This window comes from Sulfurospirillum tamanense, assembly GCF_016937535.1.
GTDB lineage: Bacteria > Campylobacterota > Campylobacteria > Campylobacterales > Campylobacteraceae > Sulfurospirillum_B > Sulfurospirillum_B tamanense.
Window position 1 is genome coordinate 87,844 of record NZ_JAFHKK010000001.1, and the last position, 20,618, is coordinate 108,461.

Here is a 20,618-nt window from a genome sequence, read left to right on the forward strand (position 1 = left end):
CCTTTATGCCCAAAATCCAAAAACCCCTAAAAGCAACACTCCTAATCCCAAGCGGTACGCCACAAAAGGCGTCATAGATGTTTTGGCAATGAGCCCCATAAACCATGTGATGCACCCATAAGCGCTCAGAGCAGAAACCCCCGCACCCAAGGCCAAGATTTCCCACTGAACTCCCTCCTTAAGGGCCAAAAGTTCCATGCCCTTGAGTCCACCCGCTAGCACAATTACTGGGATAGAAAGTAAAAAAGAAAAACGCGCGGCACTTACCCGTGAAAACCCAAATAACAACGCCGCGGTGATGGTCACGCCCGAACGGGACGCACCAGGAATCAGCGCAAGGGCTTGGAAAACCCCAATAGTAAGGGCAAGCATCAAGGTCAACTCTCCCAGTTCTCGCGCTCCGCCCTTACGGTCTGCTACATAGAGCAAAAGTCCAAACCCCAAGGTTGCATAGGCAATCACACTGGGAGAGCGCAAGAGTATTTCTACCACGTCACCCAAAAACAACCCCGCCAAACCCACAGGAATCGTCCCCACAATCACCATCCACGCCAAAGAGCTCTCTCCTGTGGCTTGGCGTTTCCAAAGAGAAACACACCAATCCCGAAGTAACGCCCACACATCGCGCCAAAAATAGGCCAATACTGCCATCAATGAGCCTACATGCACCGCCACATCAAAGGCTAATCCTTGGTCTTCCCAGTGTAAAAATTCGGGAATTAGAATCAGGTGGGCGGAACTTGAGATGGGCAAAAATTCCGTGAGCCCCTGAACAAGGGCTAACACTACGGCTTGGTACCACTCCATTAGAGGCGGCTTAACAGATAGGCTTCCAATGCCCCAGCATCATCAAACACATGCTTGGCTCCATGGGCGACTAACTCTTCTTTCTCGCGAAACCCCCAGCTCACGCCCAAGGGCTCCACCCCTGCGCGCACGGCGGTTTCCATGTCGGTTTTGGTATCTCCCACAAAGCACACCTCTTCAGGGCTTACATGTAAGCCTTCCAAAAGAGCAAAAAGTCCCGCAGGATGGGGTTTTCGCGGAATCCCCTCTTTCTCTCCGGCTATCCCACAAAAGGTAAGGTTTGGGAAAAAATGCGTCACGCATTCCCCCACAAACACGTCGGCCTTATTGGATAGAATCCCCACTTTCACCCCTTTACATGTAAGGGTTTCTAGTAAGTGTTCAATCCCCGCATAGGGCATTGATGTTGCTTTCCACTGGGTAGCGTAATGCTCTTTAAGGGTTTTTAGCAAAGCGTCCGTAAGGTCTGGACTGGCAAGTTTTTGCATCAAAGCACGCATGCCCTCGCCCACAAAAAGCTTGTACGCCTCCACAGGATGGGGCGACAAGCCGTGGGTCTGGAGGGCGTAATTTGCACTCCTGGCGATGTCTTCCAAAGTGTCTAATAAGGTGCCATCTAAATCAAAAAAAACCGCCTTAAGTGCCATCTAAAGCCCCAGGGCTACGCGCTTAATATTTTCAACCGTAAAGCCAAAATGTTCAAACAATTTTACTGCGTCTCCGCTAGCCCCAAAACCTTCCATGCCAATCACTGCATCGGCGTAGCGGTACCACTCCACTCCTGCGGCCGCTTCAATGGCAAGTACTTTGGTGTTAGGGTTTACCACGCGGGCCTTATAAGCGTCTTCTTGCAAGTTAAACAAGTCAAAGCACGGCACGCTGACGACGTTGGCCCTTACGCCCTCTTTTTCCAATTCACATCCTGCTTTGAGAGCAAGCATGACTTCGCTTCCGCTGGCCATCAATGTTACCGTTGCACCTTCACGCTCTTTAAGCAAATAGGCGCCATTTTCCACCTCTCCAAAGGCGCGGTCATCTTTTAAAACGTCCAACTTTTGGCGTGAGCACACAAAGGCGGCAGGTGCTTTACGGGCCAAGGCCACCTGCCAACATTTAACGTTTTCCACCGCATCTGCAGGGCGAAAGACAAAAAAGTTTGGAAGGGCGCGAAATTGGCTGAGTTGTTCGATGGGCTGGTGGGTTGGGCCATCTTCTCCCACGCCAATACTATCGTGCGTCCAGATAAAATAATGCTTCAACCCCATTAAGGCTGCCAACCTTGCAGCAGGCTTTAAGTAGTCACTAAAGATGAAAAACGTAGCGCTGTAAGGGATAAACAGGCCGTACAAGGAAAAGGCATTACAAATGGCCGCCATGGCATGTTCGCGAATACCAAAGTGCATGTTGCGTCCATGAGGAAACTCGCCCATGCCTTTGAGTTCGGTTTTATTAGAAGGGCCAAGATCTGCACTGCCGCCCATGAAACCAGGAAGGGCTTTGGCGATAGCATTGAGAATTTGGCCGTTGCTATCACGCGTAGCTACGCCCGAACCTGCCTCGTACGTGGGCCATTGGATTTTTGACACATCAGGATGCTGCAAGCTTTCAAGCAACAACCGTTGCTCTTCGCTTAGCATGGTGGCAATTTTTTCATTCCACTGGGCCTGAGCAAGGTCCCCTTTTTCAACCGCTACGCGAAAGCGCGCCAACACGTCCTCATCTACCCAAAACTGTTTCTGGGGGTCAAATCCGCATTTGGTTTTGGCATTAGTAATTTCCGTTTCACCCAAAGGCGCACCGTGGGAATGGTGGCTGCCTTCTAATTCACACGCCCCTTTAGCAATGACTGTGTCGGCGATGATTAAATAGGGTTTGCATTTTTCCTTAGCTTCACTCAACACAAACTCAATCTCATCAAAATTGTGCCCATCGATGCGCGAAACCGCCCAACCTTGCGCTTCAAAACGCGCTTTTACGTCTTCATTCCATGCAATAGACGTATCGCCCTCGATGGTGATGTTGTTAGAATCATAAATAAGCACAAGGTTATTGAGCCCCAAAGAGCCCGCTAAAGAACACGCTTCGTAGCTAATCCCTTCTTGCAAGTCTCCATCGCCGCACAAGCAGTAGACCTTGTGGTCAACGACATTAACTTGGTCAGAGTTTAAAATGTTGCCTGCATATTTTGCCGCCATCGCAAAACCCACGGCGTTAGCAACACCTTGACCGAGTGGCCCTGTGGTCACCTCCACACCCGGCACATCGTGGTATTCGGGGTGTCCTGGTGTTTTACTGCCAAGTTGGCGAAAATTTTGCAAATCCTCACGCGTGATGTCATATCCACATAAATGGTAAAAACTGTAAATGAGCGCCGAAGCATGGCCACCACTAAAGACCAAGCGGTCGCGGTTTAACCAAGTTGGGTCTTTGGGGTTATGCACCAAGTGGTTTGCTAAAACAGTCATAATGTCTGCTAGCCCCATCGGCGCACCAGGGTGGCCACTGTTGGCTTTTTGTACCATATCTGCGGCTAAAAATCGAATAGTGTTGGCTTGTTTTTGTAGCATTTCTGTGTTCATTGTTATTTTCCTTTAATAAAATACGCTGTAACAATACGCGCCAAATCATCCCCTAGCGCGCCTCCTATTTCTCCTGCCTCGCGGCACAATATCTGTGCCAATTCCTCTTTTTGACGTTCAGCCTCTTTGATGCCCAGAAGGTTCGTAAAAGAGTTTTTTACCCCATCGTTTCCCGTAGGTTTTCCTGCCTCTTGGGATGTTTGTGTCGCATCAATCACATCATCTTGAATCTGAAATAAAAGCCCCAACTTTAGCCCAAATGCTTCAAGGGCTTTTTCGGTGGCATTATCACATCCTGCGATAATGCCACCCATTTTTAAACTTGCTGCAATGAGCTTTGCTGTTTTATTGGTGTGTAAAAATTCCAATTTTTCTAAAGATAAAAGCTGGTTTTCAAAATGGCAATCAATGGCTTGCCCCAAAACCATTCCACCAGCCCCACCATAAAGCGCTAAGGTCTCCACAAGAGCAATGCGCACCGCTGCGCTAAGAGGCGCTTTGGCCAAAACAGCAAAGGCATGGGTGTTGAGCGCATCACCTACTAAAATAGCCGTCACCTCATCAAAGCTTACATGTAAAGTAGGGTGACCTCGCCGCAAAGAAGCATTATCCATGGCAGGCAAATCATCATGAATCAACGAATACGTGTGCAACATCTCAACAGCAGCCGCGGCGTGCAAGGCATGCTCAGCCAACAGCGGCGCTAAATGCTCCACAACCTTTAGCAGCAACATGGGGCGAAACCGTTTGCCTCCGGCTTTTAGCATTACCTGAAGGGCTTCTTCGTAGTGGGGGTGAAAACTGGGAGCCTCGGGTAAATTAGCAAGGAAAAAAGATTCAAACTGTGCAATATTTTGCTCTAAAAGTTCCACGCAGTGTCCTATTGTTGAGGGATTTTAAGGGTGATAAAAAAATGAAACCCTTTGCGATCAAAGAGCATATGGTGGGTTTGATTTTTGGGTAATGCACCAAGAAGTGTGCGTACTTGTGTTGGAGTTTTTAAGGGCTGGGTATTGATTTGCAAAAGCTTATCTCCTGCTTCAAGCCCTTGGGTTTGAGCTAGCGAATTCGCCTCAACGCGCCTAAGCACCAAACCTCCATCAAACACCATCCCCAAGGCTTCAAGGTAGGTTTCTTGCGCCAAGGGAATAAGACGTCTGGGCTTTACATGTAAAGAGAGAGTAATTCTTTGCCCAGCACGCATCACTTCAGCATTTAACAAAGTGTCCTTAGGAGAAAACAAAAAAGTTTCTTGCACGTGTTGCAACTCATTTACTTGCTTTTTATCTAACCGAACAAGGCGATCGCCTTGACGCAACGGACTATTACTAAAGGGATCAACATGTGTTACCACAATGTGTGTATCTTGCTGCGCAAAACGCGCACCCACATCCCCGTAATAAACCGTGTCATAGGCGACAATATGCTCCAAATAACGATTCCCAATAAAATTTCCCTCATTTCGGGCTACTCCATACATATCACAACACACGCCCGTAACAATAGCGCCGCGTGTGGCCTTTGCCGTAAACCCATCAAACCCATCAAACCCATCAAGGCCAGAAGTTAAGGCGCCAAGCTTTCCAATAGAAACGGCTGAAGTATGGCTCACCGAAGCCAACCATTCTCCCTTTTTTAAAGCTCTCTCTTCATTTTGAGGCACAGGGGAAAGGGGGGTAGTGCTGCGTAAAACATAGAGGTTTAAAAATGGGTCATATTTTACAAACGAACGCGGGCGTTCAAAAGAGACAGCGCGCGTAGGTGTAATGGCGATGGCACGCACGCCCTCAAGAGTTACATAGGCAGGCTTATTGCGGTTAAAACATGCTTCAAAATCCCCCACCGTAGGTGCTTCTTCCGCCCATGCGCAAAACGAAAATACTAGTACCAACCCAAGCAGTTTAGTTTTGATGGCCAAATCCTCCTAAGCGTGAGAGCATTTGCGTAGCAGCCAGTTTTTTATTTTCCTCCACCATAGCACTTGCATCGTTAATGGAGCTGATGAGTAAAATTTGCAAAGACTCTTTATCTTCGAGTAAAGAAGGGTCAATGTGAATATCAACCACTTGTCCTTTGCCATTCATCGTTACCTTAACCATACCGCCACCACTTTTGGCGGTAAATTCTTTATTGGCAGCCTCTTCTTCCATTGTCTTGGCGTGCTTTTGCGCCTCTTCAAACATCGCACCCATTTTTGAAAAATCAAGATTATCAAACATTAGATAAAATCCCTCACTTCCTCAATTTGGTTATGCTCATCCACTAAAATAGCAATGGGCTTATGGACATCGGCTTCAGCCTCATTCATGGAAGCGTAAGCGATGATGATGATTTTATCACCCACGTGTGCTTTTCTGGCGGCTGCACCGTTGAGACAAATATCTCCTTTGCCTCGCACCCCTTCAATCACATAGGTTGAAAACCGTTCGCCGTTATTAATATTCACAATATCTACTTTTTGGCCCACGCGTAATTTTGCCGTTTCCATCAAGTGCGCATCGATGGTAATAGACCCAACATAATTTAAATTTGCATCGCTCACTGTTGCGCGGTGAATTTTGCTATAAAGCATCTCGAACATCATTTGTATTTCCTTAAACATTAGAGAGATTTGGCGGCTTTTTTTAATGCACCATTCTCAAAAAAGTTCTATTTTACCATAATTTAACTTAGTGTTTTTGTCCCTCAAACCACTCTCGCACCACCACACGGTCATCATAAGGGTATTTTATCCCAGCAATTTCTTGGTACTCTTCATCCCCTTTGCCTAAAATCAACAATACCTCGCCAGAACACAAAGAACACAGTGCCTGCTCAATAGCTTTTCGCCTATCAACTTCCACAACAACGTCACGCCCCGTACCCTCAAGAATTTGCTCAATGATCTCTTGGGGATTTTCAAAACGCGGGTTGTCGCTTGTCACAAACACTCGTGAAGCATAACGTTTCGCAATCCGCCCCATCAAAGGCCGTTTGATTGCATCACGATTTCCACCAGCCCCAAATACAACCACAAGATGTTGGTGTTTCATCGCATCTAATACTTTTTCCATTCCATCGGGGGTATGTGCAAAATCAACCACCACCAAAGGATTATCATGCACAACTTCCATGCGCCCACTTACGCCACCAAACCCCTCTACCGCCTCACACAAAGCCTCCTCCTGAGGAGATTCCAATAAAATAACGGCGGAAATGGCAGCAAGAAGATTATAAAGATTAAAATTTCCCTGCAAGGAAGATTCCACAGAGAAAGTTTTACCCCTCCATGCAACCACTGCGCGAATACCCTGTTTAAGACTATAGGCTTTAACAGAAAAATCTGCAGGCGACTCAACCCCATACGTAAAAGCGTTTTTAGGGTTATAGCGCAAAACACGCTCGTCTTGGTTGATGAGCTTCATGCCCTCGCATGCAAAAAATGCGCTCTTTGCAGCAATGTAAGCTTCCATGGAACCATGGAAATCAAGGTGATCTTGGGAGATGTTTGTGAAGATACGCAAAGTAAAAGGAAGTGATTCAATCCGTTTTTGAGCAATAGCATGAGAGCTCACTTCCATAATAAAATAGCGACACCCCGCCTTTGAAGCCTGTGCCATGTGCCATAAGGTTTGCAAAATGGGCGGGGTTGTAAGACTGCGAGCCTCAACCAAAGCATCGTTTACAAAGCACCCTCGCGTTCCCTGCAGGGCAACCTTTACATGTAAATCAAGTAAAAAAGAATAAATCGCCGCAGCAGTGGTTGTTTTGCCGTTGGTGCCAGTAATTCCCACCACTTTCAACTCTGGTGAAATACTAAGCAGGCCATAGCACTCCTCTGGAGCAAGAACAGCGGGTGCGCCACGCTGGATTGCGTCTTTGGCGTATGTGCTATTTTGAGCCGTACAGACAAAGGCCGTATCAGCATCACACTCTAAGGAGGAGTCGCTGATGTGTCTAAATTGAGAATGAAGAACGGGGATTTTCACTGGTTTAAATACCCTTGTGCCTTTCGGAATAAAGAGTGAAATTGTGTGTCATTTGGAAAGAGAGAAACAGCGCTCTCAAGGTACTGGAGGGACATTTCAATATAGCCATGGTCAATCAATAAATCCAAAAAGTGAAGAAAGTCTTCTTTGTTTGAAATTAGCACTTTGGTAGAAAACATGATGTCTTCAAATGCTTTTTTAAAATCCCCTTGTTCTTCTACAAGATTCATAAAATCATCATAAACAATTCCATTTTCTTCTTGAAGTTTTTGGTCAATAAATTCACCCTCAAACAAGGCAAGTAATTTTTCCATCCCTACTTCCAAAGAGTCAATAATTTCCTCAAGCATGGCTTCATTTTCTTCGTTTTCTCCCTGAGCACTAGTGGTGTAATACTCAAACAAAGACATTGCTTCTTCTTCGCGCTCTAGGGCCAAATCTGCCAAAATAGCACAAATGCGAAGTTCCTTATCTTCAGGGTTTTCTTTTAGTGCTAGAGAAAAATAAAAAAGGGCACGCTGAAACTCTTTGTCATAAAAACAATCAATGGCCCGCTCTTTGTAGGTTGTCATTCGTATCTTTCGAGTTCGCTCTCCATTCCAGGAGCGATATTAATAACTTCAATCTCAGGATGAATATCAATGCGAAGATGACGCTCAATCCCATATTTAAGTGTTTGGCCACTGGACGAGCATCCATTGCAAGCACCTTGAAGCTGAACAAAAACACGACCATTTTTTACAGCAAGCAACTGCATTCCGCCACCATCGAGTGCTAACATAGGTTTTACTTTTTCCAATGATTTTTCAACTACTGGAAACAGCTCTTCATCGCTAAAAGGTATCATTTGTTTTTCTCCCAACTTTTGTGCAACCCGTGAGGTTATGAGATTATTGTATCAAGATTATGGCAAGAAAAGGATTAAAAAGAAGTGATTGGGGGCAAAGCCCCCAGTGATAATTAAACGAGTTCGATAAATGCCATCTCTGCAGCATCACCGCGACGTACGCGGGTTTTTACAATGCGCGTATAGCCGCCATTGCGCTCTTTGTAGCGTGGTGCAATTTCTTCTACAAGCTTTTTGGTGGTTTCTTTGTCTTGCAATGCTGCAAATACAGCCCTGTGTGCATTAAAGTCACCCTTAAGTGCTTTGGTAATCAATTTTTCCACATAGCCTCTTAGCTCTTTAGCTTTAGGCAACGTTGTTTCAATCTTTTCGCTTTTAATAATAGCGATGCTCAGATTTTTTAGAAGCGCGCTTCGGTGAGAAGAAGTGCGTCCTAGTTTGCGGTATCCGTGTTTATGTCTCATGGATTATTCCTCTGTTGCTTCTGATTTAATCTCGCTGATCCGTTTTTTAACCGTCTCAACTGTTTCGTTTGAGAATACGGTTCCAACAGGAAAGCCAATCTCTTCCATTACGGCCTTAATCTCTTCAAGAGATTTTTTGCCAAGGTTTTTTAATTCTTTCATTTCTGTTTCGTCCATGAATGCCAACTCACCCACCACCTTAACACCTGCGCGGTCAAGACAGTTAAAGCTGCGTGCACTCAAGTTGAGTTCTTCTACGCTTTGCAAAAGTTTCGCAACTTCTGTTCCAGAAGCAGCGCCATCAATCTTTGAGCCCACATCCATATCCACAAGCCCATTAAAGATAGACATTTGTGAGTACATGGCACTCAAAGCATTTTTAAACGCCTCTACAGGAGTTACAAGCCCATCAGTAACGATTGTAAAAATAACTTTTTCAAAGTTCGGATTATCTTCAACCAAAACATTTTCAATCTCATACACTGCTTTTTTCACTGGAGTGAAAAAAGCGTCCAGTGCAATGTATTCTGCTTCTGCGCTATCGCGAGTAGATTCACTAGGAACGTACCCAATGCCACGTTCAACCACTAGGGAAAAATTCAATTCAGCATCTTCGTTCAAAGTTGCTAGATAACCCTCGGGTGTTACCACCTCCACGTCACCACTGTTTAAGTCAACACCACGAATCTCTTTAGGGCCCGCAAAGGTATAGTTCACAACCACTTTATTGACATCGCCCTTAATTTTAAACCGAATGTTTTTCAGGTTAATGATAAACAGTGCTACGTCTTCAAGCATACCGCGCATGCTATCAAATTCGTGCGAAGCACCTTCAATTTTTACAGCCGTTGGCGCAAAGCCAACCGTGCTGCTGTAAAGCAATCGGCGAAGAGGGTGTGCCAACGTTACAGCAAAACCCGATTCAAAGGGTGATGCTGTAATTTTTACACAGTTATCCGAAACACTTTCCACTTCGATATCAGTGGGCATGTACGCAGATGTCTTAATCTTCTTCATCGTACCGCCTTTGTGTTATTTGGAGTAAAGTTCAACAATGAGTCGTTCCTCGACAGGAATGACAACCTCTTCTCTTTCAGGAATTCGCGTAAAAATACCAAAGAATTTTTCTTTTTCTACGTCTACCCATGGAACAATACCTGTTTGGGCAGTAAGCTCCATCGCGCGAACGATTTGAGGATTTTGCTTTGATTTTTCACGTACTTCTACTTTTTGTCCTGGTCGCACACGGTAAGAAGGAATATCTACTTTTTTACCGTCCACCAAAAGATGTCCATGAGTAACAAGTTGACGAGCAAAGCGGCGTGTCGTAGCAAGTCCCATGCGGTACACTACGTTATCAAGGCGCTGCTCAATCAACTGAATTAAAATAGTCCCTGTATTTCCCGTACGGCGTGCCGCATCTTGAAACAAGCGTCTGAATTGTTTTTCAGACAGACCATACATAAATTTTGCTTTTTGCTTCTCACGAAGTTGCAAACCGTATTCGCTAATTTTTGCGCGACGTTGGCCGTGTTGCCCTGGAGCATACGGACGCTTGTCAAGCGCGCTCTTTCCTGCAAGGCGACGCTCACCCTTGAGCGCAAGACTCACACCAAGTCGTCTTTCTAGTTTTTCAACTGGTCCTCTATATCGTGCCATATTGTATTTCTCCTAAAATCTTAAAAACATAATGCTGTCGTTTTTACTACGCACTTTACCTATACACGTCGACGCTTGGGAGGTCGGCAGCCATTGTGAGGAAGAGGAGTGATGTCTTTTAGGAAAACCACTTTAATTCCCTCGGTTGAACCAATGCTTTTTACAGCTGTTTCGCGTCCGCTTCCTGGGCCTTGAACTTTGATACCTACTTCTTTGAGGCCATGTTCTTTTGCCTTATTGAGCGCATCTTCTACGGCTTGTTGTGCTGCATAGGGGGTTGATTTCTTGCTGCCCTTGAAGCCAAGGCTTCCTGCACTGCTCCACGAAATAACATTTCCCATTTCGTCAGTAACTGTTACAACGGTATTGTTGAAAGTGGCTGAAAGATATACAATGCCACGAGCGATATTTTTCTTGACTACTTTTTTGCGTACTACTCTACGTTTTGCCATTGATTTCTCCTTGCCTTACTTCGCTTTTCCGCCGACAGTCTTCTTCTTACCCTTGCGAGTACGTGCATTGGTCTTGGTTTTTTGACCGCGCACAGGAAGACCTCTTCGGTGTCGTAGTCCTCGGTAACTTCCAAGGTCCATCAACGCTTTAATATCCATTGCAACACTTTTGCGCAAATCACCCTCGACACTGTATTTGTCTTGGATTTCATTACGAATGGCCGCTACCTCGTCTTCGCTTAACTCGTACACACGCTTGTCATACGAAATACCTGTTGCATTAAGAATCAATCGTGATGTATGCAGACCAATACCGAAGATATAGGTCAAGCCATATTCAATTCTCTTTTTCTTTGGTAAATCTACACCTGAAATACGTGCCATACTCTATCCTTGTCTCTGTTTGTGTTTAGGGGTTTCGCAAATCACACGAACCACGCCGCCCCGCTTGATAATTTTGCACTTATCGCACATCTTCTTTACAGAAGGTCGTACTTTCATCGCTGTCTCCTGAACGTATATTCCACTAAACTCAACTGTCACAGGTTCGACGACGTAAAAGACGAACCAATTATTGAAAAAGCAGTGGTCAATTTTTCAATAATTCTTCACACAGTTTTAGAAAAAGGGGCATATTATAGTTAAAATAAGCTTTTAGCTTACTTATACCTATAGGTAATACGCCCTTTATCTAAGCTGTAAGGAGTTAACTCCACCTTGACCTTATCACCTGGCATAATCTTGATATAATGCATGCGCATTTTTCCCGCAATATGGCACAACACCACATGCTTATTTTCAAGCTCAACCTTAAAGGTTGCATTGGGAAGTGCCTCCACCACGCTGCCATCAATCTCAATGACATCATCTTTTGCCATTTTTCCTCCTAATTGCTTGCTATTTGTGAAAGAATTTGTGCTCTTCCATCTATTACCGCTACAGTATGCTCATAATGACTGGTGCGCAATCCATCCTTGGAAACAACGGACCATTTGTCTTCCAAAACCATGGGGGTTCCATCTTTTTGGCAAATCATAGGCTCAAGACAAAACACCATACCATTTTTAATCTTTGGCCCTTGCTTGGGATTGCCACCCTCTAAAAAATTTGGAATTTCAGGTTCTTCATGGGGTTTTCTTCCAATCCCATGCCCACAAAAACCACGCAAAGGAACGTACCCGCGCCCTTCAATGAAAACCTCTAAAGCATGGCTTAACTCTTTGAAACGCATCCCCTCGCGAATAATATCAACAGCGTAATACAAAGCGTCTTTCGCGCAAGCAATAAGAGCCTCGTCTTCGGAAGAGATTTTTCCAATAGGCATCGTAATAGCAGCATCACCATACCATCCCTCACACTCTGCGCCGATGTCTAAGCCCAAAATATCACCTTCTTGCAAAATCGTTTCATTGGGAATACCATGAATGACGACTTCATTAAGAGAGGTACAAACCCCTCCTGGAAAACCATAGAGGCCTTTAAAGGCCGGCCTTACATGTAAACGTGCTAAAAATGCTTCGCCAAGCTGATTCACATGGGCCAAACTCATGCCAGGGACTACAGTACGTTGAAGATAGACAAGGGTTTGAGCAACGTACTGATTTGACCTAGCGAGTTTTTGAATCTCGCTAGGTTTTTTGAGCGTAATTGCCATTAAAGACCCACGGCACTTAGTGTTTGGTATTTATTCATGTACATTTGCGCTTCAATTTTACGCATGGTATCTAACGCCACTTGCACCACAATAAGCACAGCAGTTCCACCAAAATAAAAAGGAACGCCCATCATTTTAACAAGCACCCATGGCAAGGTGGAAATCAATCCCAAGTAAATCGCACCTGTAAAGGTTAGGCGACTTGCCACTTCGTTCAAAAAGTTTGCCGTACTTGCCCCTGGACGAACACCAGGAATAAACCCGCCTTGTTTTTTCAAATTCTCTGAAATGTCTTTTGCATTAAACACAATCGACGCATAAAAATAAGAGAAGAAAATAACAAACAAGAAGGTCAGAACATTAAACATATACCCATTCGGGTTAAGAAAATCATTAATGGCTAAGATATAAGGGTTTGTACTTGCCTGCATAATGGTCGAAGGAAACATCAAGATAGCCGAAGCAAAAATAGGAGGAATAACACCACTAAGGTTTACTTTAATGGGGATGTAATTCATGATTCGCTTGTCTTGATTTTGCATTACGACTTTACGTGAATAAGAAATTGGAATACGACGTTCACCCATTTCAACGTAGATGATGGTGCCAACGGTTGCTAAAATAACAACCAAAATACCAATAACTACCAAGAAATTTAGCTCACCCGTGTTTACCAAGTTCACCGTACCGCCAATGGCTGAAGGGATGCCTGAAACAATACCCGCAAAAATAATCAAACTGATACCGTTTCCAATACCCCGCTGGGTAATTTGCTCACCAATCCACATAAGCAACATTGTTCCAGCCAACATTGACGCTGTCGCTACAGCTATGAACGTACTCATGTCGATCATAATAGCCGCTTCGCCCGTGCGCCCTGTCATGCTTTGCAAACCAACAGAAACTCCAATGGCTTGTACGATTGTAATCCCAATAGTTGCATAACGAATGATTTGCATGTATTTAACCATACCATCACGTTCTTTTTTCATTTTACCAAGAGCAGGGAATGTTGCAGCCAAAAGTTCCATGACAATGGAAGCGGTGATGTAGGGCATAATACCAAGAGAAATGATACTAAGACGCTCAGCGGCATTACCGCTAAACATATTGAACAATCCCAAGGCATTGGAGCTGTTAGAATCAAAAAACTCTTTAATTACGTCAATGTTCACCCCAGGAACTGGCACATAAGCCAATATCCTGTAGGCAAACACGAACGCCAACGTGATAAGAATCTTGTTGGTTAGTTCTTTGCTCATCTTAATTTCCAGTAACGCTTACGTTGTCGTCTTTAATCTTTGATGAAAGGCCATTAGCGCTTGCACCAATAAGCTTTACTTTGGTAATTGTTTTAGCCATTTTGTGCACTTCACGAATGCTTTGCATTGTGATGCTTTCCAATTGGGCAACTACGGTGACTTTTTCAACGTTAATCACATAAGGTTTTGTCACACGTGAAGTAAAGCCAACTTTAGGAAGTCGACGCTGGAGGGGCTGTTGGCCGCCTTCAAATCCGCGTTTGATCTTATAACCCGCACGTGCGCGCTGACCCTTGTTTCCTTTTGTGGCGGTTTTACCCATGCCACTTCCTTGACCACGACCAACACGCTTTCGATTGTGTGTGGAGCCGTCTGCAGGGGTGAGGTTTTCTAGTGCCATAATCGTTCCTTCTTTCTTTGGTTAGCTCTTAAGCATGCTAAGCGCTTTAATAGTCGCTCGCACTACGTTAGCAGAATTATTAGACCCTAATGATTTTGTCAAAATGTCTTTAATTCCAGCCAACTCGATGACTGGACGCGTTGAGCCACCAGCAATAACGCCCGTACCTTCACTAGCAGGCTTAAGCAAAATCTTACTTGCATTGTACTTGACTTCAATATCATGCGCAATGGTAGAACCCTTGATTTTTACATTAATGATGTTTTTAAAGGCATCATCTACGGCTTTTTTAATCGCATCGGGTACTTCTTTGGCTTTACCGAATCCAAACCCCACTAGGCCATTACGGTTTCCAACAACAACAAGGGCAGTAAATCGAAATCGGCGACCACCCTTAACGACCTTGGTAACCCGACCGATGTTAACGATAACCTCTTCAAACTCTTCTCTGTTATACTTTTCCATCATTTTATCCTTCGTGACTTATCGGGTTACAGCGCAATGCCGTTTTCACGTAGTGCGTCTGCAAAAGAAGCGACAACACCGTGATAAAGGTAACCATTGCGGTCAAACTTAGCTTTTTCAATCCCTTTAGCTTTCAAACTCTGTGCCAACGCTTGCCCAAGAGCAACAGCGCCTTCTTTGTTAGATTTCAAGCCAAGTTTTTTTCCATCTGCAGCAGCAAGTGTTGTACATGTAACATCCTCAATCGCTTGGGCATATACCGTGCGATTAGACTTAAAGATGGAGATGCGTGGGCACTCTGGAGTTCCAGATATTTTAGCACGAACGCGTTTTTTGCGCTTTGCGCGAAGTGCTAATTTGCGTTTTAAAATTACTTCTTTCATTTAGCTCCCCTTACTTTTTGGACGTTTTGCCGGCTTTGCGGATAATGCGCTCGCCCACGTATTTCACACCCTTGCCTTTGTATGGCTCAGGAGGTCTAAATCCTCTGATTTCCGCTGCGATTTGACCAATCACTTGCTTATCTTGGCCTGTAATGGTCACGATATTTTTTTCAACCACAATCTGAACATCTTGAGGAAATTCATATTTAACGGGGTGTGAAAAGCCCAACTGAAGCTCAAGGATATTACCATTCACAGCAGCACGATAACCAACACCGTTGATTTCTAGCTTTTTTGTAAAGCCTTCAGTTAATCCTGTAATGATATTATTAGCAAGGGCGCGGTATGTTCCCCAAAATGCTTTATCTTGACGCTCTTCACTTTTAGGTGAAAAGGAAAGCACGCCACTCTCTACACTTACATTGACATGTCCACGTGTATCAAGTACTTTTTCTGTTTTACCTTTTGTAAACACAACACTGTTTCCCTCCAGTTTTACGTCAACTCCAGCAGGAATGACAACTGGCAATTTACCAATTCGAGACATTAGAATCCTTTTTACTTGTCTACGATATGTCTACTTTTACGAATGGATACCGAATACCATAAAAAGTAACGGGCAGCATCTTACCAGATGCTGCAAAGCACTTCGCCACCGACACCTGTCTTGTGGGCTTCATCATTGCTTAAAACGCCTTTTGAGGTACTTACAACAATGGTTCCGTAACCGTTTTTGAAACGTTTAATATCATCTTTGCCTTTATACACGCGGCGTCCAGGCTTTGAGATACGTTTAATTTCATTAATAACACGATTGCCTTTTTCATCATACTTCAAGACAACGTTAATAAATTTTTTATTGCCTTCCTCAACCACGTTAAAGCTCTCAAGATAGCCTTTAGATTGAAAAATGCCCAAAATGGCTTCAACCGCATTGGTATGAATCAGTTTGGTAACCTCTAGTTTGCGCATTGAAGCGTTTCGGATGCGGGTGAGTGCATCGGAAATCATATCGTTCATCATTTTCTCTTCCTTACCAACTAGCTTTTTTGAGGCCTGGGATCAATCCCTCATTGGCCATCTTACGCAAACATATTCTACAAACACCGAAGTCTTTGTAAACAGAATGAGGTCGACCACAAATCTGGCATCGAGTATAGGCGCGTACGGCAAACTTAGGCTTTCGTGCAGCCTTAGCGATCATTGATTTCTTAGCCATTGATTTTCCCCTTCGCAAACGGCATGCCAAAAAGCTCAAGGAGCTTGAAGGCTTCTTTGTCTGTTTTTGCTGTTGTAACAACCGTGATATTCATTCCGTGGGTTTTCATGACTTTATCATACACCACTTCAGGAAACATCATTTGCTCGTTCAGGCCAAAGTTATAGTTGCCACGACCATCAAATCCGTTGCGTGGAACACCACGGAAGTCTTTTACACGTGGAAGTGCAATAGAAATCAACTTGTCCAAAAATGCATACATTTGCTTAGAGCGCAGTGTGACTTTAATGCCAACAGGAAATCCTTCGCGCACTTTAAAACCCGCAACGGATTTTCGAGCATCCGTTGTCATTGCTTTTTGGCCAGCAATCAAAGAGATGGTATCTGTCATACTTTGCATCACTTTTGCATCTTTTGCAGAATCGCCAGCACCCACGCTGATAACGATTTTTTCAAGCGCAGGAATAAGCATGGGGTTTTTAATATCAAACTCTTTTACCAAAACAGGTTTAATTTCTGCTTCGTATTTTTCTTTCAATCTCATAACCTAGCCCTCCACTTTTGCAACATTGGAGATATCGATGGGCATTTCTTTGTTTACAAAACCACCATCAGGATTCTTGTCGCTTGGCTTGATTGCTTTTTTGGCAACCTTGCAGCCTTTTACAATGACTTGGGATTTTTTAGGAAGCATTTGAATCACTTCTCCTGTTTTTCCCTTGTCATCACCAGCGATAATCTTAACGGTATCGCCCTTTTTAATTTTAAACTTTTGTGCCATGACTACAGTACCTCCGGAGCTAGAGAAACGATTTTCATAAAGTTCGCATAGCGTACTTCACGACCTACGGGTCCGAAAATACGTGTTCCAATAGGCTCACGTTTATTATCAAGAATAACCGCGGCATTTTCGTCAAAACGAATCAACGAACCGTTTTCGCGTTGAATCTCTTTTTTGGTTCGGACAATCACCGCTTTCACGACCTGTCCTTTTTTGACCTTGCCAGTTGGCAATGCTTTTTTTACTGAAGCAACGATAACGTCGCCAACGCTTGCGTATCGGCGCTTACTGCCGCCGAGTACTTTGATACACATAATCTCTTTTGCACCACTGTTATCCGCAACAGCAAGTCGTGTAAAACTTTGTACCATTACGCAACTCCTGTGGCCAAAACAGCCTTAAGTCTAAAGGATTTTCGCTTTGAAAGTGGTCGGCACTCAACCGCAACAATCGTATCGCCAGCATTGGCTACGTTGCTTTCATCGTGCACGAGGTATTTTTTAAAGCGTTTGACAAATTTATGGTATCGTGGGTGCATAACGCGTCGCTCAACTAAAACAGTGGCGGTTTTATCGCCAGTTTTTTGAACAACGACTCCCTGAATTTCTCTTTTTAATGACATGTCTCGACCCTCTTACTTTAAAGCAGCAATTGCTGTGTTGATGCGAGCAATGTCCTTACGAACATCGCCAATCTCATTAGGGTTTGTCAGCTGCATGGTTTTAAGCTTCTGTTTCAACGTAAACAACAGCACCTTTTTTTCTTTTAACAATCCCTGAAGCTCTGTCGCGCTTTTCTCTGTTAAATCAATATACTTCATTTTCACTCTCTCGCGTGATGATTTTCGTCTTGAATGGCAACTTATGCATTGCAAGCGTCAACGCTTCGCGCGCCAATTCTTCACTTACACCCGCCATTTCATAGATGATACGACCAGGCTTGATATTCATGACCCATTTATCAACAGAACCTTTACCTTTACCCATCCTTGTTTCAAGAGGTTTTGCAGTAAGTGGCTTGTCAGGAAAAACACGAATCCATGTTTTTGCTTGACGTTTCACGTGGCGCGTCATCGCGATACGTGCTGCTTCAATTTGTCGTGAATCAATCCGTCCAGCTTCAATTGCTTTGATAGCAATTTCACCAAAAGCAATGGAAGCGCCGCGGCTTGCTTTGCCTCGGTTGCGGCCCTTCATCATCTTTCGGTATTTTGTTCTTTTTGGCATCAACATGATTACTTACCTCTTCTGTTTCTTGGACTTCGTGGTCGCTTTGGCTCTTCAGGTTTTTCTGCTTGAATACCTTTAGCAAGCACTTCACCTTTAAAAATCCAAACTTTTACGCCAATAATTCCATAAGTTGTATGTGCTTCCGCAAAACCGTAATCGATTTTTGCGCGCAAGGTGTGCAAAGGTACACGTCCTTCCAAATACCACTCGGTTCGGGCCATTTCAGCACCGCCAAGTCGTCCAGCAACACAAATCTTGATTCCCTTGGCGCCTGCTTTTTGAGCACCCTGAATCACTTTTTTCATCGCTCGTCTAAAGGCAACGCGGCGCTCTAGTTGCATTGCAACGTTTTCTGCTGCAAGCTGTGCGGAAGCTTGTGGGCGACGCTCTTCTTTAATGTTAACATTGACGTCTTTATTGATTAATTGTTGAAGTTTTTCTTTCAATTTTTCAATATCAGAACCTTTTTTACCAATAATAATGCCAGGGCGCGCTGCAACAACGGTTACCCGAAGTTTCTTAGCTGTACGCTCAATTAAAATCTGACTCACGCCTGCGTAAAAAAGTTCTTTTTTCAAAAACGTTCGAATGGCATAATCTTCGCCGATATTCACAGAAAGCGTCTGTTTGCTAGGGAACCAGCGAGATTCCCAGTTACGGTTAATCCCAAGTCTTAAACCAATTGGATTTACTTTTTGACCCATCTTAGTCTTCCTTCTTTGCTTGCTTACTTACTTCCACCAACACGTGCGAGGTCGGCTTGCGGATGCCACTGGCACTGCCTCTTGCTCTTGGACGGAAACGTTTGAGTACGGGACCCGCATCAACACGACAAGAAGAAATAACGACTTCTTCTGGTTCAAATCCACCGTTGGCAATTGCAGAAGCAATCACTTTAGAGATAACGTGTGCTGCTTTATTGGGAGTAAACTCTAGGCGTGCTAGCGCAATCTCTCCATTAAGCCCTTGAACTTCACGTGCAATTAAACGTGCTTTAGTTGGAGAAAGACGGATGAATTTTAATACTGCTCTACTCATTCATCGCCCCTTATTTACCAATCTTTTTTTGCACAGAGCCCTTGTGGCCCTTGAACGTTCGTGTTGGAGCAAATTCGCCCAATTTGTACCCGATGTGATTCTCTGTAATATAGAGTGGGATAAAGCTTTTTCCATTATGGACCTGAAACGTAATACCAATCATATCTGGAAGAATGGTGCTACGTCGTGACCAAGTTTTAATTGGCTTTGTATCGTTACTCTCTTTTGCTTTGAGGACTTTTTTCATGACATGATCGTCAACAAAAGGTCCTTTTTTCAATGATCGTGCCATCGTTACTTTCCTTTCTTTCGAGAGATGATCAACTTGTCACTGGCTTTCTTGCGACGTGTTTTAGCACCTTTAGTTGGTTTACCCCATGGCGTTACAGGATGTCGGCCAGAGTTTGTTTTACCTTCACCACCACCGTGTGGGTGGTCGATTGGGTTCATCGCGGAACCACGGGTTTGTGGTCGGATGCCACGGTGTCGGTTGCGACCCGCTTTACCAATCACGATATTGATGAAATCTTCATTTCCAACAACACCTATTGTTGCCATACACTCAGCAAGCACTTGGCGCATTTCGCCACTTGGAAGACGCATAATGACGTATTTTTCATCTTTACCCATAAGTTGTGCGTAGCCACCAGCGCTTCGTGCCATTTGCGCACCTTTGCCAGGCTTGAGTTCAATGTTGTGCAAAATGGTACCCACGGGGATGTTTTTAAGCTTCATCGCATTGCCTGGCTTAATATCAAGTCCAGATTCTGCAGATTGCACGCTATCGCCCACTTTTAAACCAGAAGGTTGGATAATATAACGTTTTTCCCCATCAACATAAGTAATCAAAGCAATACGGCAGTTGCGGTAAGGGTCGTATTCGATTGCATCAACGCGACCAGGAATGCCGAATTTTGTACGTTTGAAGTCAATAATTCGGTACAGTTTTTTCGCACCAGCTTCTCTATGGCGTGAAGTAATACGGCCATTGCTATTACGTCCGGCAGATGCTGGAAGCTTTTTAAGAAGCGAAGGTACACTTGGCTTTGCCGTAATGTCATCCGAACTGAGTCCAGTGATATAACGGCGACTTGGGGTATAAGGTTTATAGGTTTTAATCGCCATAATTATGCCTCCAGATTCTCAAGTTGAGCGCCCTCAGGCAACTTAACATAGAACTTTTTATAATCAGGTCTGCTCCCAATGCGACCACGGAATTTTTTTACTTTACCGCTCATGCGCAATGAATTCACACGCAAAGGAGTAAACCCAAAATATTCTTTTAAAACCGCTTTGAGTCCGTTTTTGGTCATCTTAGGAGAGGTTTGGATAACAACCATACCGTCTTCTTGAAGACCCAGAGTTTTTTCTGTGTACAGAATTGCTCTGATATCAGTAATATCTGCCATGA

The 20,618-nt window shown here is 44.2% G+C and carries 36 protein-coding genes; all 36 read right to left on the minus strand.

The features are described 5' to 3' along the window. Positions 1-3 precede the first annotated feature (3 nt). The 36 genes from JWV37_RS00455 to JWV37_RS00630 all read right to left on the minus strand — a co-directional run bounded on the left by JWV37_RS00455 (position 4) and on the right by JWV37_RS00630 (position 20,616). The gene (locus JWV37_RS00455; protein WP_205457675.1) at positions 4-807 is read right to left on the minus strand and encodes an undecaprenyl-diphosphate phosphatase; all 804 of its coding nucleotides are present in this window, start codon (positions 805-807) and stop codon (positions 4-6) included. Continuing rightward, the gene (locus JWV37_RS00460) at positions 807-1,454 is read right to left on the minus strand and encodes an HAD family hydrolase (protein WP_205457676.1); all 648 of its coding nucleotides are present in this window, start codon (positions 1,452-1,454) and stop codon (positions 807-809) included. Before JWV37_RS00460 ends, JWV37_RS00455 begins: the two co-directional genes overlap by 1 nt. Then, positions 1,455-3,374 carry a transketolase gene (gene tkt, locus JWV37_RS00465; protein WP_205457799.1) on the minus strand — a complete coding sequence of 640 codons (1,920 nt, stop codon included), beginning with the start codon at positions 3,372-3,374 and terminating at the stop codon, positions 1,455-1,457. A 14-nt stretch (positions 3,375-3,388) separates the two neighbouring features. Beyond that, complete coding sequence (locus JWV37_RS00470) at positions 3,389-4,258, minus strand: polyprenyl synthetase family protein (RefSeq protein WP_371829332.1); 870 nt, start codon at positions 4,256-4,258, stop codon at positions 3,389-3,391. Positions 4,259-4,266: 8 nt separating this feature from the next. Then, complete coding sequence (locus tag JWV37_RS00475) at positions 4,267-5,304, minus strand: DUF7488 domain-containing protein (RefSeq protein ID WP_205457677.1); 1,038 nt, start codon at positions 5,302-5,304, stop codon at positions 4,267-4,269. After that, positions 5,288-5,605 (minus strand): YbaB/EbfC family nucleoid-associated protein, encoded by a 318-nt coding sequence (locus JWV37_RS00480; RefSeq protein ID WP_205457678.1) that lies wholly within the window; start codon positions 5,603-5,605, stop codon positions 5,288-5,290. The genes JWV37_RS00475 and JWV37_RS00480 overlap by 17 nt, the downstream gene beginning before the upstream one ends. Continuing rightward, positions 5,605-5,970: an aspartate 1-decarboxylase gene (gene panD, locus JWV37_RS00485; RefSeq protein WP_205457679.1), complete on the minus strand. Its 366-nt coding sequence runs from the start codon at positions 5,968-5,970 to the stop codon at positions 5,605-5,607. Before panD ends, JWV37_RS00480 begins: the two co-directional genes overlap by 1 nt. Before the next feature lie 85 nt (positions 5,971-6,055). Further along, positions 6,056-7,354 carry a UDP-N-acetylmuramoyl-L-alanyl-D-glutamate--2,6-diaminopimelate ligase gene (locus JWV37_RS00490; RefSeq protein WP_205457680.1) on the minus strand — a complete coding sequence of 433 codons (1,299 nt, stop codon included), beginning with the start codon at positions 7,352-7,354 and terminating at the stop codon, positions 6,056-6,058. Next, positions 7,351-7,926, minus strand: a complete 576-nt coding sequence (locus tag JWV37_RS00495) for a tetratricopeptide repeat protein (protein ID WP_205457681.1) — start codon at positions 7,924-7,926, stop codon at positions 7,351-7,353. The genes JWV37_RS00490 and JWV37_RS00495 overlap by 4 nt, the downstream gene beginning before the upstream one ends. Beyond that, positions 7,923-8,201: a NifU family protein gene (locus JWV37_RS00500; protein ID WP_205457682.1), complete on the minus strand. Its 279-nt coding sequence runs from the start codon at positions 8,199-8,201 to the stop codon at positions 7,923-7,925. The genes JWV37_RS00495 and JWV37_RS00500 overlap by 4 nt, the downstream gene beginning before the upstream one ends. Positions 8,202-8,314: 113 nt before the next feature. Next, complete coding sequence (rplQ, locus tag JWV37_RS00505; RefSeq protein ID WP_205457683.1) at positions 8,315-8,665, minus strand: 50S ribosomal protein L17; 351 nt, start codon at positions 8,663-8,665, stop codon at positions 8,315-8,317. A gap of 3 nt (positions 8,666-8,668) precedes the next feature. Then, positions 8,669-9,682, minus strand: coding sequence for a DNA-directed RNA polymerase subunit alpha (locus JWV37_RS00510; RefSeq protein WP_205457684.1), 1,014 nt, complete (start codon positions 9,680-9,682; stop codon positions 8,669-8,671). 15 nt (positions 9,683-9,697) lie between these two features. Continuing rightward, positions 9,698-10,324 carry a 30S ribosomal protein S4 gene (rpsD, locus tag JWV37_RS00515; RefSeq protein ID WP_205457685.1) on the minus strand — a complete coding sequence of 209 codons (627 nt, stop codon included), beginning with the start codon at positions 10,322-10,324 and terminating at the stop codon, positions 9,698-9,700. 59 nt (positions 10,325-10,383) lie between these two features. Next, positions 10,384-10,776, minus strand: coding sequence for a 30S ribosomal protein S11 (rpsK, locus tag JWV37_RS00520; RefSeq protein ID WP_205457686.1), 393 nt, complete (start codon positions 10,774-10,776; stop codon positions 10,384-10,386). Between the two features lie 15 nt (positions 10,777-10,791). After that, positions 10,792-11,160 carry a 30S ribosomal protein S13 gene (gene rpsM / locus JWV37_RS00525; RefSeq protein WP_205457687.1) on the minus strand — a complete coding sequence of 123 codons (369 nt, stop codon included), beginning with the start codon at positions 11,158-11,160 and terminating at the stop codon, positions 10,792-10,794. 3 nt (positions 11,161-11,163) lie between these two features. Beyond that, positions 11,164-11,277: a 50S ribosomal protein L36 gene (gene rpmJ, locus JWV37_RS00530; protein WP_205457688.1), complete on the minus strand. Its 114-nt coding sequence runs from the start codon at positions 11,275-11,277 to the stop codon at positions 11,164-11,166. Positions 11,278-11,435: 158 nt separating this feature from the next. Continuing rightward, positions 11,436-11,654 (minus strand): translation initiation factor IF-1, encoded by a 219-nt coding sequence (gene infA / locus JWV37_RS00535; protein WP_205457689.1) that lies wholly within the window; start codon positions 11,652-11,654, stop codon positions 11,436-11,438. An 8-nt stretch (positions 11,655-11,662) separates the two neighbouring features. Beyond that, positions 11,663-12,430, minus strand: a complete 768-nt coding sequence (gene map, locus JWV37_RS00540; protein WP_205457690.1) for a type I methionyl aminopeptidase — start codon at positions 12,428-12,430, stop codon at positions 11,663-11,665. Next, the gene (gene secY, locus JWV37_RS00545; RefSeq protein ID WP_205457691.1) at positions 12,430-13,692 is read right to left on the minus strand and encodes a preprotein translocase subunit SecY; all 1,263 of its coding nucleotides are present in this window, start codon (positions 13,690-13,692) and stop codon (positions 12,430-12,432) included. Before secY ends, map begins: the two co-directional genes overlap by 1 nt. Position 13,693: 1 nt before the next feature. Further along, positions 13,694-14,092: a 50S ribosomal protein L15 gene (gene rplO, locus JWV37_RS00550; RefSeq protein WP_205457692.1), complete on the minus strand. Its 399-nt coding sequence runs from the start codon at positions 14,090-14,092 to the stop codon at positions 13,694-13,696. A 21-nt stretch (positions 14,093-14,113) separates the two neighbouring features. Next, positions 14,114-14,557 (minus strand): 30S ribosomal protein S5, encoded by a 444-nt coding sequence (gene rpsE, locus JWV37_RS00555; protein WP_205457693.1) that lies wholly within the window; start codon positions 14,555-14,557, stop codon positions 14,114-14,116. A 26-nt stretch (positions 14,558-14,583) separates the two neighbouring features. Continuing rightward, positions 14,584-14,940 (minus strand): 50S ribosomal protein L18, encoded by a 357-nt coding sequence (rplR, locus tag JWV37_RS00560; protein WP_205457694.1) that lies wholly within the window; start codon positions 14,938-14,940, stop codon positions 14,584-14,586. A gap of 10 nt (positions 14,941-14,950) precedes the next feature. Beyond that, positions 14,951-15,487, minus strand: a complete 537-nt coding sequence (gene rplF / locus JWV37_RS00565; protein WP_205457695.1) for a 50S ribosomal protein L6 — start codon at positions 15,485-15,487, stop codon at positions 14,951-14,953. A gap of 80 nt (positions 15,488-15,567) precedes the next feature. Further along, entirely contained in the window at positions 15,568-15,963 is a 396-nt protein-coding gene (gene rpsH / locus JWV37_RS00570; RefSeq protein WP_205457696.1) for a 30S ribosomal protein S8, read from the minus strand. 10 nt (positions 15,964-15,973) lie between these two features. Continuing rightward, on the minus strand, positions 15,974-16,159 hold the full coding sequence (locus tag JWV37_RS00575) for a type Z 30S ribosomal protein S14 (RefSeq protein ID WP_205457697.1): 186 nt from the start codon (positions 16,157-16,159) through the stop codon (positions 15,974-15,976). Further along, positions 16,152-16,703 carry a 50S ribosomal protein L5 gene (rplE, locus tag JWV37_RS00580; RefSeq protein WP_205457698.1) on the minus strand — a complete coding sequence of 184 codons (552 nt, stop codon included), beginning with the start codon at positions 16,701-16,703 and terminating at the stop codon, positions 16,152-16,154. Before rplE ends, JWV37_RS00575 begins: the two co-directional genes overlap by 8 nt. Before the next feature lie 3 nt (positions 16,704-16,706). Further along, a complete protein-coding gene (rplX, locus tag JWV37_RS00585; protein WP_205457699.1) occupies positions 16,707-16,940 on the minus strand; it encodes a 50S ribosomal protein L24 in 234 nt (77 codons plus the stop codon). A 2-nt stretch (positions 16,941-16,942) separates the two neighbouring features. Next, on the minus strand, positions 16,943-17,311 hold the full coding sequence (gene rplN, locus JWV37_RS00590; RefSeq protein WP_205457700.1) for a 50S ribosomal protein L14: 369 nt from the start codon (positions 17,309-17,311) through the stop codon (positions 16,943-16,945). Next, a complete protein-coding gene (gene rpsQ, locus JWV37_RS00595; RefSeq protein WP_205457701.1) occupies positions 17,311-17,562 on the minus strand; it encodes a 30S ribosomal protein S17 in 252 nt (83 codons plus the stop codon). Before rpsQ ends, rplN begins: the two co-directional genes overlap by 1 nt. A gap of 12 nt (positions 17,563-17,574) precedes the next feature. Further along, the gene (gene rpmC, locus JWV37_RS00600; RefSeq protein ID WP_205457702.1) at positions 17,575-17,760 is read right to left on the minus strand and encodes a 50S ribosomal protein L29; all 186 of its coding nucleotides are present in this window, start codon (positions 17,758-17,760) and stop codon (positions 17,575-17,577) included. Continuing rightward, complete coding sequence (gene rplP / locus JWV37_RS00605; protein WP_205457703.1) at positions 17,747-18,172, minus strand: 50S ribosomal protein L16; 426 nt, start codon at positions 18,170-18,172, stop codon at positions 17,747-17,749. The genes rpmC and rplP overlap by 14 nt, the downstream gene beginning before the upstream one ends. 2 nt (positions 18,173-18,174) lie before the next feature. After that, a complete protein-coding gene (gene rpsC, locus JWV37_RS00610; RefSeq protein WP_205457704.1) occupies positions 18,175-18,873 on the minus strand; it encodes a 30S ribosomal protein S3 in 699 nt (232 codons plus the stop codon). Position 18,874: 1 nt separating this feature from the next. Beyond that, positions 18,875-19,207: a 50S ribosomal protein L22 gene (gene rplV, locus JWV37_RS00615; protein WP_205457705.1), complete on the minus strand. Its 333-nt coding sequence runs from the start codon at positions 19,205-19,207 to the stop codon at positions 18,875-18,877. A gap of 10 nt (positions 19,208-19,217) precedes the next feature. Further along, on the minus strand, positions 19,218-19,499 hold the full coding sequence (gene rpsS, locus JWV37_RS00620; RefSeq protein ID WP_205457706.1) for a 30S ribosomal protein S19: 282 nt from the start codon (positions 19,497-19,499) through the stop codon (positions 19,218-19,220). Positions 19,500-19,501: 2 nt separating this feature from the next. Continuing rightward, the gene (gene rplB, locus JWV37_RS00625; protein ID WP_205457707.1) at positions 19,502-20,332 is read right to left on the minus strand and encodes a 50S ribosomal protein L2; all 831 of its coding nucleotides are present in this window, start codon (positions 20,330-20,332) and stop codon (positions 19,502-19,504) included. Positions 20,333-20,334: 2 nt separating this feature from the next. Beyond that, positions 20,335-20,616 carry a 50S ribosomal protein L23 gene (locus JWV37_RS00630; RefSeq protein WP_205457708.1) on the minus strand — a complete coding sequence of 94 codons (282 nt, stop codon included), beginning with the start codon at positions 20,614-20,616 and terminating at the stop codon, positions 20,335-20,337. Positions 20,617-20,618 lie beyond the last annotated feature (2 nt).

Excerpts from the sequence above, each read along its gene's own strand:
- JWV37_RS00455 (WP_205457675.1), bottom strand. The coding sequence starts at position 807 with ATGGAGTGGTACCAAGCCGTAGTGTTAGCCCTTGTTCAGGGGCTCACG.
- JWV37_RS00460 (WP_205457676.1), bottom strand. The coding sequence starts at position 1,454 with ATGGCACTTAAGGCGGTTTTTTTTGATTTAGATGGCACCTTATTAGAC.
- tkt (WP_205457799.1), bottom strand. The coding sequence starts at position 3,374 with ATGCTACAAAAACAAGCCAACACTATTCGATTTTTAGCCGCAGATATG.
- JWV37_RS00480 (WP_205457678.1), bottom strand. The coding sequence starts at position 5,605 with ATGTTTGATAATCTTGATTTTTCAAAAATGGGTGCGATGTTTGAAGAG.
- panD (WP_205457679.1), bottom strand. The coding sequence starts at position 5,970 with ATGATGTTCGAGATGCTTTATAGCAAAATTCACCGCGCAACAGTGAGC.
- JWV37_RS00495 (WP_205457681.1), bottom strand. The coding sequence starts at position 7,926 with ATGACAACCTACAAAGAGCGGGCCATTGATTGTTTTTATGACAAAGAG.
- JWV37_RS00500 (WP_205457682.1), bottom strand. The coding sequence starts at position 8,201 with ATGATACCTTTTAGCGATGAAGAGCTGTTTCCAGTAGTTGAAAAATCA.
- rplQ (WP_205457683.1), bottom strand. The coding sequence starts at position 8,665 with ATGAGACATAAACACGGATACCGCAAACTAGGACGCACTTCTTCTCAC.
- JWV37_RS00510 (WP_205457684.1), bottom strand. The coding sequence starts at position 9,682 with ATGAAGAAGATTAAGACATCTGCGTACATGCCCACTGATATCGAAGTG.
- rpsD (WP_205457685.1), bottom strand. The coding sequence starts at position 10,324 with ATGGCACGATATAGAGGACCAGTTGAAAAACTAGAAAGACGACTTGGT.
- rpsK (WP_205457686.1), bottom strand. The coding sequence starts at position 10,776 with ATGGCAAAACGTAGAGTAGTACGCAAAAAAGTAGTCAAGAAAAATATC.
- rpsM (WP_205457687.1), bottom strand. The coding sequence starts at position 11,160 with ATGGCACGTATTTCAGGTGTAGATTTACCAAAGAAAAAGAGAATTGAA.
- rpmJ (WP_205457688.1), bottom strand. The coding sequence starts at position 11,277 with ATGAAAGTACGACCTTCTGTAAAGAAGATGTGCGATAAGTGCAAAATT.
- infA (WP_205457689.1), bottom strand. The coding sequence starts at position 11,654 with ATGGCAAAAGATGATGTCATTGAGATTGATGGCAGCGTGGTGGAGGCA.
- map (WP_205457690.1), bottom strand. The coding sequence starts at position 12,430 with ATGGCAATTACGCTCAAAAAACCTAGCGAGATTCAAAAACTCGCTAGG.
- secY (WP_205457691.1), bottom strand. The coding sequence starts at position 13,692 with ATGAGCAAAGAACTAACCAACAAGATTCTTATCACGTTGGCGTTCGTG.
- rplO (WP_205457692.1), bottom strand. The coding sequence starts at position 14,092 with ATGGCACTAGAAAACCTCACCCCTGCAGACGGCTCCACACACAATCGA.
- rpsE (WP_205457693.1), bottom strand. The coding sequence starts at position 14,557 with ATGGAAAAGTATAACAGAGAAGAGTTTGAAGAGGTTATCGTTAACATC.
- rplR (WP_205457694.1), bottom strand. The coding sequence starts at position 14,940 with ATGAAAGAAGTAATTTTAAAACGCAAATTAGCACTTCGCGCAAAGCGC.
- rplF (WP_205457695.1), bottom strand. The coding sequence starts at position 15,487 with ATGTCTCGAATTGGTAAATTGCCAGTTGTCATTCCTGCTGGAGTTGAC.
- rpsH (WP_205457696.1), bottom strand. The coding sequence starts at position 15,963 with ATGATGAACGATATGATTTCCGATGCACTCACCCGCATCCGAAACGCT.
- JWV37_RS00575 (WP_205457697.1), bottom strand. The coding sequence starts at position 16,159 with ATGGCTAAGAAATCAATGATCGCTAAGGCTGCACGAAAGCCTAAGTTT.
- rplE (WP_205457698.1), bottom strand. The coding sequence starts at position 16,703 with ATGAGATTGAAAGAAAAATACGAAGCAGAAATTAAACCTGTTTTGGTA.
- rplX (WP_205457699.1), bottom strand. The coding sequence starts at position 16,940 with ATGGCACAAAAGTTTAAAATTAAAAAGGGCGATACCGTTAAGATTATC.
- rplN (WP_205457700.1), bottom strand. The coding sequence starts at position 17,311 with ATGGTACAAAGTTTTACACGACTTGCTGTTGCGGATAACAGTGGTGCA.
- rpsQ (WP_205457701.1), bottom strand. The coding sequence starts at position 17,562 with ATGTCATTAAAAAGAGAAATTCAGGGAGTCGTTGTTCAAAAAACTGGC.
- rpmC (WP_205457702.1), bottom strand. The coding sequence starts at position 17,760 with ATGAAGTATATTGATTTAACAGAGAAAAGCGCGACAGAGCTTCAGGGA.
- rplP (WP_205457703.1), bottom strand. The coding sequence starts at position 18,172 with ATGTTGATGCCAAAAAGAACAAAATACCGAAAGATGATGAAGGGCCGC.
- rpsC (WP_205457704.1), bottom strand. The coding sequence starts at position 18,873 with ATGGGTCAAAAAGTAAATCCAATTGGTTTAAGACTTGGGATTAACCGT.
- rplV (WP_205457705.1), bottom strand. The coding sequence starts at position 19,207 with ATGAGTAGAGCAGTATTAAAATTCATCCGTCTTTCTCCAACTAAAGCA.
- rpsS (WP_205457706.1), bottom strand. The coding sequence starts at position 19,499 with ATGGCACGATCATTGAAAAAAGGACCTTTTGTTGACGATCATGTCATG.
- rplB (WP_205457707.1), bottom strand. The coding sequence starts at position 20,332 with ATGGCGATTAAAACCTATAAACCTTATACCCCAAGTCGCCGTTATATC.
- JWV37_RS00630 (WP_205457708.1), bottom strand. The coding sequence starts at position 20,616 with ATGGCAGATATTACTGATATCAGAGCAATTCTGTACACAGAAAAAACT.